We start from the raw sequence: 15,813 nt of genomic DNA, 5'->3' as shown, positions 1-15,813 counted from the left end.
TCCTGACTGGTAGCCCTGATGGCTTTCGCTCTACAAGGCGAGGATAGTCGGTATGTGTCGAGATAGAATTTATATTACCGTTACTGTGGTATGTTATTTAACGGAGGTTATTCTTCATCATCTTCTACGGTCAGATACCACACCATAAACTCATAAAAGCTGTCCCAATGCGGCAAGGTTCCTTCAAACAGCTCTTCTCGGCAAATGAGATAAAAATCCCAGACTTTCTCTTCTTCAGTTTCGTACAGATAACCACCCTCTCCTTCACCTGTAGTGAAGAGAATGTAGTTTTCAGGTAGCTCCCAGACTTCACGAGTCAATACTGTTTTTCTTTCAAAACTTTCAGGGAGAGGATCAATAATTTCAGGAGTTCCATCACGGCAATCTAAATGTCTTAGAAAGTATTTTGAGTACAGCTCATAAAATTGCGAGCCTTCTCTTACTCCGAGAGATCGTAAGATTTCTTGTGTTTTTTTTCTTTTCTCCTCATTTTTTTCAATCACAGGCAAAACTTGTTTAGACAACAGTTTCTCTATCTGTTCTTTTGGGTTCATATTATTTTCCTCCTTTTAACTGATTAAGCCGATCTTTCCAGTACTGCTTTCTATCTTTATCAAATAACTCACGATTCACAGGATACTCTGGGTGTACACTATTCCCGTAAGGGTGCAGTGCTTCACGACCAGTTCCTTTTTTTGCGTTATGTGTCGATTCTGTCAATTCAAATAATGCGCCCTGCCCATTTTGGCGCGAGTGGTGCAGTTGAACTTGTTCATACTTACCATTTTTGAGGACAAACGGCGCTTTGCCAGCATGCATCAATTCTGCATTGGTACTCAAATCTCCATCAGACAGTCGCGGTCTCGCATCTAGATTAATATTCTGCTGATACACTTTGTATTCTAAACTGGTACCGTTATGCGGCGCTTGCCATTGTACTTCATTTACAAAATAGGTGTTTTCACTGTGTGCTTTTTCGCCTATAAACCCCGGTACCGCATTCGAATTACGGTGCTCATCTATCCAATCATAATTGGGCCGCTGTTTCTGCGGCTTCTGTGGGTTTGCATTTCCGTAGGTAAAAGATGATGTTCTAAATTTTGCAGGAACCTCGCTCGAGGTTAAACGATCCAAACCTCCATCACTATTAATCCGCACGTAACTAGATTTGCTACTTTCATAAGCATAGACGATATTCTTATCGCCATCATAGCCGGCAAATGCATATTTTGTACCATTACTATTAACAACACGGCCGTCTTCAAAGAGTGTGAATTGCCCACGCTGAGCAATCATGCCACTCCCATCCGGCCTAGCATCCGGTTGTGCTTTAACCCGAATATTTCCAGCTTTTACCGCATTACCCGCACTACGGTTGCTGCTCAAGCCAATTGCTGCTTTTAGCAAGGTCATATCCGCAATGTCTTTGCCGCGCTGGAAATCAGGATCGTCTTTAAACAGCGGGGTCACGAAGTCTTTGTCGTTGAGGACATTCGCAGTGGCTTTGATACTGCTATGCAATTCTTGCAGTCGTTTATACGGTTTGCTGTTTTGTAGCGCTTCTTCACTGATATCCGGATTGGATTGGCGCAGCGCATGCAATGCTGCAAGGTTACGGTCTGTTTCCTTATTAAGCAGTGGGATCAGTGCTTTTGCATCCTGCCCTAGTTGCCTCAGATTTTCTTCTTCATAACCATACTGGGCAATGATGTTTTTAGCTGAAGTTTTACCGCCACCGTATCTTCCTGAGCTATCCCATGCAGCGTTGCTGATGATAGAAGCTGCTTTATTGTCCACCATATCCATGAAGTTGATTGGTGATCCAGTACTGATATGGCTGAGGTTGGTGAAGCTGTTTTTCCACTGTTCCTCTGTAGCTGAGAAGTAGGTTTGTGCACTGGCACTGCCATCACTATTAAAAATAATGCTTCCTTGGCCATGGGTACCCAACCATTGCTGTGCACGTCGATACTCTTCGTTACTTAGCTCTCCACTAAGTAGTTCATTATTCTTTTTATCAACCTGCATTGCTGCGGTAAAAATTAATTCTTTTACTGCCTGATCTCTACTGATACCATTTTCTCGGGCATATTCATCAGCTGTTTCATTGATACGATCAATTTCTGCACGATGCAACTGGCGGTTATACCAATCCGTATTGGCACCGGTAACAGCACCGGTGTAATCACCACTGAGTGCACCGATCAAACCACCTGCACCAAAGTCAATGAGTGTTCCACCTATGACACCTCTGCCTTCTTTGAGTTTGGTGATTGTCGGTGCGGTAAGTGATGATGCGGCGGCACCTATGCCCCCGGCAACATCCCCCCCGACGATAACACCGGATATCCCATGGAGTCCTGCTCTGGCTATACCGCCTTCACCCCAAAGATCCTGTGCACCTTGGTATTGGTTCATGATGGCTTGCGCATTACTTAGGTCATTTCGTGCACTTTCTCTTTTGGCCGGGCTGATGTCTGGCTTAGCCAGGATACTTTCTGCTGCTAGTGCGGCCAGTCTTGCTTTGTTGTATTCTTCACTGTGGGCCAGTTTGTCGCTGACATAGGCAACGCTTTGCGCTGCATGCGGAGCAAATTCCCTGGTCACTTCCATCTCTTCACCGACCGCGGCCATGGCACCTTCTGTAGCAATGCTTTGCCCGGTCGCGCCACTGTTGGCTTTCGCGGTTTCCGTGGTGATATTACGGTTGGCTCGGGCAATGGTTTCCGCGACACTTTGCCCGCTTAGCTGTTGTTGTCCGGCTTCGTCCCTTATGGTGATGTTTGCTGTGTTGATACTGGCGTAGGTGGTGCCGCGTTCGTCGTGTCCTTCTTTGCCGACACCAGCGCTTTTACCAAATCCACCGCCTGTGACAACGCTGCCACCAAGGCTGATGCCCTTGGCTTCCAGTTTGCTGTGGTTATCCAGATCCTTGAGCAGGAGGCGGTCGGTGATGAAGCTGTTTCTGCCTTCGGCTTCTGCAACAGCGCTGCTGGTGATGATGCCGCCATCAAGTGTGGTTGTACCGGTATTGTTTATGCCGTAACCGCCATCTCCGGCAAAGAGACCGCTTTGCCCACTGTGTAGCGCCTGATTGATGTTGGCGCGTTGATCATCATCGGCTATATGTGCGCCGAGTTGACCTGCTTTGCTACTATTCGCATTGGCGCCACCCAGTGCGTCTCTTTGTCCGCTGTCTGCACTGATGCTCTGCATGCTGCCTTTGGCTGTTTGGTAGCTGATGTCGCCGCTGGCCGACCCACCACCGTAGCCATAAGTAGCTGTGGCGCTGACGTTAAATTGCTCGGCCTTGCTACGCCCGCTGTTTTGCAGGCTGATGATGGTGAGGTCTTTGGTATTGCCGATGATGCGGTAACCGAAACCTTGAGCACCTTCGAGGGTGGTTTTGCCGTCGCCGAGGTTGAGTAATCCCTCGGCACTACCGATGTGGGTATTGCGGTAAGTGGTGGTTTGTTCTTCACTGTAGCCTTTGCCGTAGTGGAAGCTGCCTGTACCACCAAATGATGCACTATTGCTTTGTCTGCTATAGCTGGCGCCAATACCGGCATCAGCTCCGCTGCTTTTATTGCGGCTGCTGGCGTCGTGATTGAGCTCAAGTGCTTTGAAGTGCTTTTTGCCTTCGACGTCGAAGTTGGTACCGAAACGCCCGCCACTGTCTGAGCCGATGATGTTGAGCGTGCTTTCTTCACCTTGACCGCGAATCAGGTAGTTGACGGTGCCGGCAGCGGTGGTCTGTGCGGCTTGAATGCCTTGACTGTTTTGCACCTGATCACTGCTACTTTGACTACTGCCATAGGTTAGGCGGATGTTGATGGTGTCGCCATCACTGCCACCTTGCACAGCCTGATAAGTATTATAGGCACTCCAGGCGCTGTTGGCCGCTGACATGGCGGCAACACGGCTATTGCCGCTGTCGAGGCGATCAAGATTACTTTTGACGCTTTGTATGCCACTGACGACTTGTCCACCGATACTGAGGGTAAGACCTTCCTGCTTGCTGCGCAGATGGCTTTCCTGATGATGGGTATTGATCAGGCCTGTTTCTTCACCACTTTGTCCAACAATGAAGACGTTACCCGCACGCAGTTTATCTTCGGTGCTGAGTGCCTCCCATTGTTCACGGGTAAGTTGTTCATCTCCTCTGCCAGCATGAACAAGGTTACCGTTGTTTTGGTAATGTTTTCCTGCATTAATTATGACGTTACCATCAAGTGCACCCACCATACCTGCACTGTAAACCGTGCCTTTTTGCGTTGTATCGTTATTTTGGTTACGAGTGCCATAGAAAATACCAAAGCCGGCGCCCATTAAACCGCTTTTGGTGGACTGCTGTTGATGGTCAATGCTATAGGTATTTTCTGCACTGTTCAGGGTGATGTCATGGCCGGCCTTAAGAAGGGTGCCATGATCGGATACGACGTTACTGCCGGTCAGAGTGATATCGGCATTGCCTGTGACAGTGCCGTCTTGTTGAATATCACCCGCAATGATATCGACGGTTTTGCCGGTGACGTTGCTGGCAATAGCCTGATGGCTTTGCTCGTCGTGCTGGTCGGCAGTACGTGTAGTATTGAATAACTTTTTCCGTATATTGGTTGTCGCGTAAGCCAGGCCGTCGTCTCGCCAGCCGTTTTTGATGTCGACACCTTTAGCACCGTAGACGGTGGTTTTGCCGTTGGCACTGTCGATTTGTGCAGCAGTCGCATCTACTTTACCGGCAATGGAGGAAACGGTAACGTTACCTTGACCTTGGATCACCGTGCCGTTGTCGGTACGCGTACTTTCATGGTTGTAATGGCGGGAGTCCGCGTCGTGATTGTGGGTCTCTTCTGTACTGACGGTGCCGAGGATCACGCCTTTATCACCACTGACAAAAGTGGCGCTGTCCTTGTTGCGGTTGATGATCGCACTGCCGTTCTGGGTATTGGTGTTTTTGGCGTGCAAGTTGAGATAGCCTGCTTCCCCTTCGCCGCCATTGTCGAGGATAAAGCTGGACTGGCGGTCAATGGTGGTCGTGCTGTGTTCGCCGATACCAATTTGGTATTTGTCGTTGCGGGTGGTGCTTTGTCCGACGATATTGCCGGCATTAATGTCGAGAACGTGGCGGGCGGTGACTTGTCCACCGGTGTTATCGAAGGTGGCGCTGTTGTTGCTGTAGAGTCTACCGGCGCTGATGGTACCCCGGTTGGTAACGCCGGCATTATTGATCTGTATGCTCTTGCGACCATTGTAAATGGCATCATTTTTGAGATGACCTGTTTTGCTGTCATCTATGATGTGATCGGCACTGATGTAAGTGTAACGACCATCGATATCGCCTTTTTGTGGGCGCAGATAGACTTTGGGAACACTGACGGTTTGCACACTGCCGTCCGGCAAGGTGACATCACGGTTGACGTACCAAACCAGATCATCGGTGAGACTGGCCATTTGTTCGGCTGTCAGTTCGACGCCCGGCTTCAAATTGAACTGTTGGGCAAAGTGCGCGCCACTGTCGAGTAGGGCTTTGTATTCCTCAACAGCTGTGCCATCGTTGAATATTTTACGGCCAGTGAGGTCTCCAACCTGATCCTGGATGAGCTGCATCTCGGTGTACATATCGCCAATACGTTTGTGCATGCTTTCTGTCAGCGCCGGATTATCTTTGAGCAAAGCCGGTACATATGGTGCGGCGAGGTCTATCTTGGCCTGATCAACGCCAAAGGTGACACCGCTTTGATAGGCCGAGTCCGGATTGACTTGCTGGTTGAAGCGATTGTCGAGGTCGGCTAGCAGGTTGTCTTTACGGCTGCCTATATCGACGCTGATTGCATCGAGGCGTTCGGCAGTAGTCTTAGGCGTTGCTGCATCATCAACTTTTTGTAGGTTGGCTTGATTACCGTTAGCAACAGCTGTTGCATCGGTACCAATATTACCGCTGTCGTGTTCGCGATTACGCTGTTCGGGCGTAATACCGGGTTTGAAGTCGGCGATGACGCCCCCAATGTAATCGGGATCAATATGCACCAGTGCAAGTGGGTCATTCGGATCGACTTTGTAAAGGCTGTTTTGCGGCAGGCTGACGTCTACCTTGTTCAGTGTTTTGAATCCCGCGTCGACACTGCCACTACGCCCCGATGCACTGATGCCACTGGACGCAGCGCGCTGTCCGCTATAAGAGACGACGGCGTGTTCTTCTGTTTGGGTGAGCGGAATAGTGACGTCGCTTTCATCTTTTTCAAATTGGTACGGCTGCCATTTCCCCCATCTGTTGCAATGATCGCCTCCCAAGAAACCACAAGCTTTAACAACTTTGTCGACAAATTGTCCGTCTACTAACGTCTTTCTACTACCTTTAAGATCTTCATTATGAATATCTTTGCCACCATTATTGATCGTACCTGCAACCAATATCTTGCTTTTGTCATTGACTGCCGAAGCGCTATCTACATGAAGATTACCTCCGACGGTAATATGTCCGGGTTGAGTCTCTACTGCTCTGTCTTCAAATATTGTTTCTTGATAGTCGTAAATGACAAAGTCTTCTATTCCCGGTACACCATCTATAACCAGCTCCTGATCACCACCTTTTTGGATATAAATGTCGTGCTCTTCACTATCATATATCTCACCATATGGAACACGCCCATTCTCGCGAATTTTTTGATAAGTAAGCTTTTGTTTGCTACTTTTTTGCTGCATTTCCGTACGGATATACACGTTCTCATTGCGTATGCTGTTTGCAGCAAGGCTCATGCTGCCACGAGATTCGATGGTCGAGCCTCTGTTGAGGATTTGTGATGCACGGCCCCAACGTCCGCTGATACTCATACTGCCATCACTTTTGATCAATGCCCCAACGGCATTGTTACCCATATATGGTGCAGTATTACGTACGTTGTTGGCTTCAATCTGGACACTGTAACGTCCAGCGATGACCGGAGCAGCCCAGCTTCTTGCAGTATTATTCAGGTTATAGGCGTTAATCTGTACACGATCACCGTAAATACGGCCGCTTCCGCTATTGTCGAGTGTACCATTGATGTCGAGTTCGGTTGTTCCGCTACTATTGATCAAGCCAGTGTTGCTGAGCGAACCAGCATGCAGATTGATATGCCTTTCAGAAAGAATACGACCACTGTTGCTGATGCTGCTTGCATCAATGCGCGTTTCATTGACGCCACCGAAGGTTGATGTGTTATACAGTGCGCCGCCAATGTCAAAGTGCAGTTGGTTGCCGGCAGTAATATTGCCGCTGACCTGCCAGCTTCCGGGGCGCTTTATGTAGAGGTTGTGCTGTGCACTGATTGTTCCCGAGTTGCTGAACTGCGGCGTGGTAATGCTCAGATCATAGGCATAAATATTGCCTCTATTGGACAGTGGTGCATGATTGAAACTCAGGGTATTGCCACCGCTTAAGGTACCGGAGTTATTGATGTATCCGGTTAAGGACTGCGTATAGTTATTGTGGGCAAAGATATGCCCACTGTTATCAAGAGAAGGGATTTTAAGGTTGAGCTGCTGTGCGGCAATTTTTCCTCTGTTTTTCAGTCCGTTTTGCGTGGTGATATTGGCTTCACCGGCACTTTGAATGTTACCGCCGCTGAGGTTGGCAAGTGTGGTGGTATTGAGATCAAGCTGTGCCGCTTTGATTGCACCACTGTTTTGCAGTGTACCGTTGTGATCGATATTGAGTGCTGCAAGGGTCCCGATGGTGCCGCTGTTGGTAAAGGTACTCAAATTGTGCAGGGTCAGGTCATTGCTGGTCAGTAGCTCGCCTGCATTGTTCAAATGGTCGATGTCGAGATTGAGGTGGTCAGCATCGATAGTACTGCCATGTTCTGTGGTCAGGCTTTTACCGTGATGGTCGAGCTGTTGCAGTTGAATTTGCCCGCCATGACGGTTGGTCAGTGTGTGACCGAGGTCGAGCGAGACATCCTGATTGCTGACAATGGCCGCTTTCTGTCCGCTTTGCCCCTGGTTAGTCAGTGTTTCTGCGACGTGAATAAGGCTGTTTATGGGCGTTGCAGGTGTTGTACCTGTAGCTGGTGTTGATGGGGTTGCAGGATTGAGACTTGCCGCCTGATTCGGCAGTGTGACACTGCTGTGTCCGAGTATTGCTTCGCCGTTAACGAGGTCTTTAGCCTCGATACGCAATGCGCCCCCTCCTGTATGGAAGATGGCACCATGGTTATTCAAATTGGTCAGCTGCCAATCAAGTGTTGCCGCGTCGATCTCGCCGCCACTTTGGTTGTTCAGTGTGGCGATATTCCAGTGCTGGGTGGCATTGGTAGCAATGATACCGCTGTTATTGAGTTCGGGTGTGGTAATGGTCTGATCACCACCGGCGAGCAGACTACCGGCATTATTGAGTACGTCGCCACTGAAGATGAACTTGCCGCTGGTTTTTATACTGGCGCCGATGGTATTGGCAAATGCGATGTGATCAAATACGAGATCTTCTGTGGTGCTGAGCTTTCCGCTGTTGGTCCAGTCAGTGACATTATGCCAGTCGGCATGGTTATAGCTCAGTGTGCCCAGGTTGGTGAAGCGCTGACTGTCGACATCCAGCGTTTTCGTACTGAGATGACCATTCAGCACAGTTTCAGGGAGGGAAAATTTGGCACTGTTGACCGCAATGTCACTGCTGTCATGCAATGTCCATTTGAGCGCCGGTGTGATGTTGAGCGCGTCCATACGCAGTTTGCCTGCGTTGTCGATGTGCTGGCTGACATCGAGTTCGATATTGCCGCCGGTACTGATAGAGCCACTGTTGGTGATACGGTCTGTAATATCGAGGGTGTGGGTGCCTACTGTGGCCGTCGAACCGGCTGTGCCCGGTGTCGGGGTAGTCGCTGTAGTACGGCTGCCACCGCTGAGTATCGCGCCGCCATTTTTGTTAATCAGTTCGGCGGTATGTAAAGTCAGGTCGGCATTGCCGGTCTGGGTGATGCTGCCACTGTTTTGCAATGATGCCGCTGTAATACCGAGATCTTGACTGATCAGTTCTCCACGGTTATCGAGTTTGCCGGTTGACAGTTCAACTTTGTCCGTAGCGGCAATTTTGCCTGTGTTATCGAGATTGGCTGATTCAATTTGCTGGGTGTGCTCTGCGGTGATGGTACCACCAGCTTGATTATCAAGCAGGTCAGCAATATGAATATTGCTGTCAGTAGCATGAATGTTACCGCTATTGGCCAGATTATCGCTATCAAGAACCAGTTTTGCTTTTGCTTCAAGATTGCCGCTGTTGCTGGTCATGGTCGCAGTAATTGCCAGATTTTTGCCACTGTAAATGTTGCCATGATTGTTGTTTAGGGTTGTGGTATTTACAGCGGCATCATCGACGGCTTGTAATGTTCCACTATTTCTGGTGGTTTGCCGGTTATTTAATGTCAGGCTTTTACCCTGGACTGTACCTGTATTATTCAGGGTTTCACTATTCACAGTCAGTGCATTTGCAGAGAACAGTTTGGCGTTGGTTCCGAGGTTATGGAGGGTTGTCGCATTGACATCCAGTGCCTGCTCGCTGCCAAGGGTGCCCTGGTTGTCCAGTTGGGTCAGGGTCAGATTGCTGAATTGCCCAGCATAAAGAATAGCGTGGTTGTTGATACGCTCGCCATCAATGGCCGCTTGTGTCACGTTAATCGTGCCACTGTTGGTCAGCGTCTTGCCATTAAAGTTCAGTTTTTCAGCACTGATGGTGGCATCGTTATTTAACGTTTGTGCAGTATTGACGGTCAACTCGCCTGCGCTGTTGATGCTGCCTTGTCCACGGTTGACGATGTTGGCTGCGGTGATATGCCCGTCTACTCCCGCAGTTGCGCTACCACTTGTTCCTGTTGAAGTAGCACTGGTAGTCGCAGCCACTTTGCCAATCAATGCCTGATCAAGGTTATCCAGTCTAGTACTGTTCAGTGCCAGTGTAGCGGTGCCGGTTTGGCGGATATGGCCGCTGTTGTCAATCTGGTCGGCTTCCAGCTGGAGCTGATTGCCTACAATGTTGCCCTGATTGCGCAGGGTTTTATAGGCCGAGCTCAAAGTTTCTGTTGCCGCGATATCTCCGTGATTTCTTAGTGTATCGCCTTGACCATTCCATGTGCGGGCAAACATCGCGCCCTGATTTTCGAGGGTTTTGCTGTCTACGTTCAGTACGCCGGTGCGGCTTTGGATGCTGGCACCGGTTTTATTGACAGTACGTTCGGCAGTAATATCCAGGGATTTTTGGGCATTGATGATGCCCTCGTTGGTCAGTGTAGTGGCGGTCAAATCCATCACTTTGGCATCTATTGTGCCGCTGTTATTGGCATTTTTCAGCGTTGCATCGAGCTGCCCACCTGCGGCAATATGTCCCGGATTATTAAAAGTGCTACTGTCGAGGGTGACATTGCCGGTAAACAGAATATTGCCCTGGTTGGTTGTGCGCTCGTTGGTCAATGCCAATGTTGCGCCTTGAATATTACCTGCATTGTTCAGGCTTTGGTTATTAAGTGTGACTGCTTTGCCAGTCAGTATTGCGCCCTTGTGGTTTTCAATGTTCCGGCTATCCAGATCCAAGGCATTTCCTGCGCCGAGCTGGCCTTGATTGTCCAGCGTGGTATTACCGCTGGTAAGGTGCAGGTCATGGCTGGCATGAATCGTCCCAAGGTTGTCTATCATGCGCGCGTCGACTTCGAGGTCATTGTCGCCGTGAATCAGTCCTTTCACCGTATTGTTTAAGCGGGCAGTGTTGATGACAAAATTTTGTTGCCCGGCAATCACGCCCTGATTGTCAATCAGGTTCTGGTAGTCGAAGCGCTTGAACAGATCCGCTTGCAATTTGCCGCTGTTGTGCAAGGTTTGGCCACTCAAGTCTGCGATATCGGCATAGATAGTGCCTTCGTTATTCAAGTGTGCACGACTCATTGTCAATTCATGCAAACCTATGCTGCCCAGATTCTTGAATTGGCCACTTACATCGAGGCTGCTGTTACCATTGGCCGTTAGTCGCCCTTTATTGTCGAGATTGCCGTGGACAGTTAAATTCCCGGCACTGCCACTTTGGGGTGTGGCTGCCGGCGGGGTGCCTGTAGTGCCGCCGGCAGTAGATGCCGGATCCAGCGGTTTGCCCAGTACCGCATCTTTGTGGTTATACAAATCATGTGTACTGATGGCAAAGTCGCCTGTACCTGTTTGGGCGATATTACCGGTATTTTCCAGATTATTAACATCAATATGCAGTGTTTCCGCACGAATATCACCACTGTTGTCAATACTTTCAAGTGTCGCACTGAGCTCTTTGCCAGCCTGGATCAGTCCACTGTTCTCAATTGACCGGGTATCTAGGGTGAAGTGTTTGCCACTGTATAACTTGCCTTCATTGCTGATGCTCGTCGCATGCAAGTTTAAATCTGATTGCGATGCAATTAATGAGTCGACACCTTGGTGATTCAAAATACCAACAGTAAGGTCGAGATCTTGTTGAGACTGAATTCGTCCGTTGGTATTGTCAAAGCTACGTGTGAATTTCAACGGTACAAAGCGCCCCGCCGATAAGGTGCCACCTCGGTTATCCAGAGCACTTGAGGTGATTGTTGCTTCGTTGGCATGCAAGAAACCACGGTTGGTCAGCGTTTCAGCTTGATAGTTGAACTGGTTGAGGCTCATGCTGCCAGTATTACTGAGATCGTCTGTCACAGTGAGGTTTGTTGGGCCAGCAGCCACAATGCTGCCTCCATTATCTATTTGTCCATACTGTATGCGTCCGGTACTGCCACTACCGATTGAAACAGGTACACTGGCAGTTGTAGTGCCAGTTGATGCAGCAGATCCGGTACTGCCTGCCGCTGCTGTGCCGGCTGCTACGCCCACATTTCCGCTGTTATGCAAAACAGGCGTTTCAATATTCAATGCACCGGAATTTGTTTGTGCAATGACGCCTTTATTGTCGAGTGTTGTACCGGTCAGGTTTAAGCTGCCACCACTGATTTGGCCTTGTTCGGTATTATCGAGTGTTGGTGAGTTAATACCGAGCGTGTTATTGGCTGATAGAACACCACTATTGTTAATACTACTGGTCGCATCAATATGCAATCCTGATGAGGAATTGATAGCACCACTGTTTTGTAGGGTTTCGCTTTCAACCGTATAACTGGATGAGCCATAAATATTGCCGGAATTGTCAATTTCAGTGAAGTGGAGCTTCTTGAACTGCAGACTACCCAAATTGCCACTGTTATCAAGCTGTGTGCCATTCAAGTGAGCTTGCTTAGTACTTATTGTGCCGCTGTTACGTAGTGCTTGGCCGTTGAAGGTCAATTTGTCAGGTGTAAGGCTACCACTATTTACAAGGTTGCTGTTGCTACTCAGCGACATGCTGCCATTTGCTGTAATTTGCCCGCTGTTGTGCGCCACAGAGCCAACTTGTAACCAGCCGTTTTCATTTGCTTGCTGATCCACACCTGTAGTCGTATCTGATGATGCGGTTGATGAGCCACGCTGTGGCTTGCCAATATGGCCGCTGTTATCCAGCCCTTCACTTGTCATATTAAACAGCCCGTTACCGGTCTGGCTGATTGAGCCTTTATTTTGTAGCTGCTGCGTTGTCAGTTGCAGTGAACCGGCCTGAATATTGCCGCTGTTATCGACAGATCGGGTATCAATATGCTGTATTTGGCCGGCACCAAGAGTGCCGCTGTTGGTCAACTGGTGTGTTGCAATGGATTGATTGCCTGTGGCTGTCAATGCCCCACTGTTATCCAGACCTTGCAAGGTGATGGTTTGGTTGTTGCCTTCGATCGTTCCACTGTTGTGCAGCGTACCGTCTGTATCCAATGTCAGGGTAGAAGCCGCAATATGGCCAGCATGGTTAATGCCAATGCCTTTTTCCGTACTGATCAGACGGATACTGTTGGCATACATACCGCCAAGTTTGCTGCTGTCTAGTGCCGAATAATTGCCACCCGAGCCAGTATTATGCGGCTGGATATTGCCATGTGCATCGACGTGATTGCTACCGGCAATGACATCGAGCTTTTTATCATTGGCATAAACCGGCCCATCGAGCTCGATCTGCTGGGCAAGAACTGTGGTGTAATCACTTTGACTGACGTCGAGTCCTTTGCCTTCTACACGCAATTTACCACTGCGAATATCATGCCCTTGCAGTTGTCCGGCATGAATTTCGGCTGTCCCTGTACTCAGGATGGTCTGCGCACTATTGATGAATCCACCACCATTGACAGTAATGCCGCCGGGATTGGCAATAATGACGTCCGCACGCTGACCGGCTACTTCAATATAGCCATTGAGTTTGCTTGGATCATTACTGTTGATCTGATTAACTATAACGTTGGCTTCACCTTTGATCAGGTTAGGGTTGCCAGGTACCCAGCCAGCTATATGCGATACGCTATTTTTTCGACTGTTGTTGAGTACAGCGCCTTTGTTATCGACATTGAACTGGCTGTACTCGTTGAGCGACACACCACCAGCTGATGGTGTTTGAATGTCGATTTGTGGGGTGTCATTACCCAACAACAAGATTTGTGGCTGGTGATCTTTAGGCGCATTTTCATCGGCAATAATATAAGCATTGGCGGCCGGTACCAGCATCAAGCTTCCACCGAGGGCGAGCAGCATACGCCACGCCAAAGGTAATAATGTCATCGCGTACTGAGGTGAACGTGTATTGCCTGTTATACGGCTACCGCACTTGCTGCGGGACTTGCTGATTTCACTGACAACAACCATACGGTTGAGTGAGCGGCTATAGATAACTTTGTGGCATTTCTGGTTCATATATGTGTCCTGCAGAAGCGTGCGATGTTGGGTTCCAATAGATAATGAAGAAGGGCGGTGTGGGAGTTTGTGTCAGCAATTAGATTGCTGACACGATACGTTGACAAGGTAAGAACGATAAAAGTACAGTTACAGTGGAAGTTGGTAATTAAAGGAAAAACCTACTGTCAATTTGTCTGGTTCAAAACCACCGGGTTGGACAAGTGCTTTGCCAATGTAGGCGTCATAATCCCACTTGCCATGCCAGTTATGACTGCCTTTAATGCCAAGTGCTGTGCCAATCAGGTACTTGCCGGGCAACTGACGGGCGGTCGAGCCACTTACATAGCCCGCATCCAACCCCAAATAAATCCGGTGGTTCGGTAGATAATGCCATGCGATATTGTTTTGCGTATATCCGCCTCTTTCGGCTGATAGCGATAACCCGCCTTCAAATCCCCGAACAGTATAACGACCACCAATGCTCAATCTGTCAACAGGTGTCAATTTGGTTGTATTGTATTGACCGTGCCACTGAGTGTCCCAGTCAAATTGCTGATTTGCGATTTGAAAAGGCATATTCCAATTTACATCGACAGTCACAATACCCATTTTCGCGGTGCCTTCATCAAACACTTCTTCCGGAGCAGGTATTGCACCAAACCAGCGTTCACCTTGCTTGTAATTGATGGCGCTACTCAGGGTGCCTTGCGGAAAATAGGTCAATTGCCTGGCACCGATTTGCCAGCCACCTGTTTGTCTGCGCTGTACACCTACTTCCGTGTCGTTGACAAAGTTAAAGTTCCGCTTGGCCCATAGACCAGCGGTCAGTGTCACCTTGCTACGCTGGTTACGGTAAGCAACATAAGATAAATCAGCCTGCCATTGCTTGCTTTTACCGCTGTAGTGGTAGTTTTTTGTTTGTCCCGCAACGATCTGATCGTAATAGTATTGACTATGACCCAGGGCTAAAGACCAGTATTTATAAGGTAGTGAATAGCTCAAACTATAGTTGTTTGTTTCACCGGTATCGCTATGGCCACTGATGTCTGTTTCTTTACTACCGGGTAATAAATTACGGGTATAGGAAAGAGAAAAAATATCATTTAATCTCAGTGGATTGTCATAAGAAGCATGAATGCTGCCCAAGTATTTTCCCGTATCTTTCGACCCACCATTATCAAGCCCCATACTAATACGTAAAGGTATGTTTTTTTGAGCCCAGTGCACAACAAGATCACTGCTTCCCATTTGTTCACCTGGAGCAATGTCTATTTGCGCTGAAACTGTAGGCAGGCGTCTGAAATTTTCCAGCCCCTGTTCGATATCACGCAGATTCAGAGCTTCACCTGATGTCACAGGTAGCGCATTCGCGGTACGTAAACGGTGAATATTATTCTGCTCGGCATTATCTTGAGGAACAGTGACCTGGTTAAATAAACCCGGCAACAATGCAATAGTCAGTTTGCCGGTCTTGATATTTTGTTCAGGGATCAATACACGAGCCGTTACCCAGCCATCATCAATCAAATTGTTCTGTGCTGAAGTTACCAGCTTCTCCATATCGCCAACACTGAGACAAGGCAAAGGCGCGGCCAGATTGTAAACGCTGGATGCTTTATTTTTAGTACCCGTATACCCTGCATCAGCCGCCGCTTGAAACAAGTAGTCATTAAAAGAAGGTACTTCACTGTTATCGATGGCAATCTGTGCTATCTGTTGACAACTTTCACCATCAGAACTGGTGGGGGGTTCTGATGGTTTCTTTAAAGCATCCAAGTCCAATTCTGTGGGTTGAAATGGCTCAAATGTATGGCTTTGTATCAGCGTATTTTGATGTTTTTGGGCTTGATCAAGTAACTGCGAGGCAGGTACAGCAGACCAACCCAAACAAGGTATGGCTAATAAGGCGAGTATGGGGAGGCGATAGGTAGTCATGATGTTATTTGAATATTTTGCACCAACTACCTTATTGTTCAGTATAAAGCAATCAGTTGGACGGAAGAATGCCGATCAATAATAACATAATGTATGATTTATCGCAAAAAACTAACT

At 48.4% G+C, this 15,813-nt stretch carries 3 protein-coding genes; all 3 read right to left on the bottom strand.

Annotation, left to right across the window (positions count from 1 at the left end; genetic code table 11):
* Window positions 1-107 precede the first annotated feature (107 nt).
* The 3 genes from KRX19_11440 to KRX19_11430 all read right to left on the bottom strand — a co-directional run bounded on the left by KRX19_11440 (window position 108) and on the right by KRX19_11430 (window position 15,696).
* Complete coding sequence (locus KRX19_11440) at window positions 108-554, bottom strand: hypothetical protein (protein ID MBV7435633.1); 447 nt, start codon at window positions 552-554, stop codon at window positions 108-110.
* Between the two features lies 1 nt (window position 555).
* On the bottom strand, window positions 556-13,779 hold the full coding sequence (locus tag KRX19_11435) for a filamentous hemagglutinin N-terminal domain-containing protein (protein ID MBV7435632.1): 13,224 nt from the start codon (window positions 13,777-13,779) through the stop codon (window positions 556-558).
* 129 nt (window positions 13,780-13,908) lie between these two features.
* Window positions 13,909-15,696, bottom strand: coding sequence for a ShlB/FhaC/HecB family hemolysin secretion/activation protein (locus tag KRX19_11430; GenBank protein ID MBV7435631.1), 1,788 nt, complete (start codon window positions 15,694-15,696; stop codon window positions 13,909-13,911).
* Between the last annotated feature and the right edge of the window lie 117 nt (window positions 15,697-15,813).

It is taken from the genome of Cardiobacteriaceae bacterium TAE3-ERU3 (genome assembly GCA_019218315.1).
Classification (GTDB): Bacteria; Pseudomonadota; Gammaproteobacteria; order Cardiobacteriales; family Cardiobacteriaceae; genus JAHUUI01.
The sequence above is the reverse complement of the archived record's forward strand: the minus strand, read 5'-3'. Positions and strand labels throughout refer to the sequence as shown.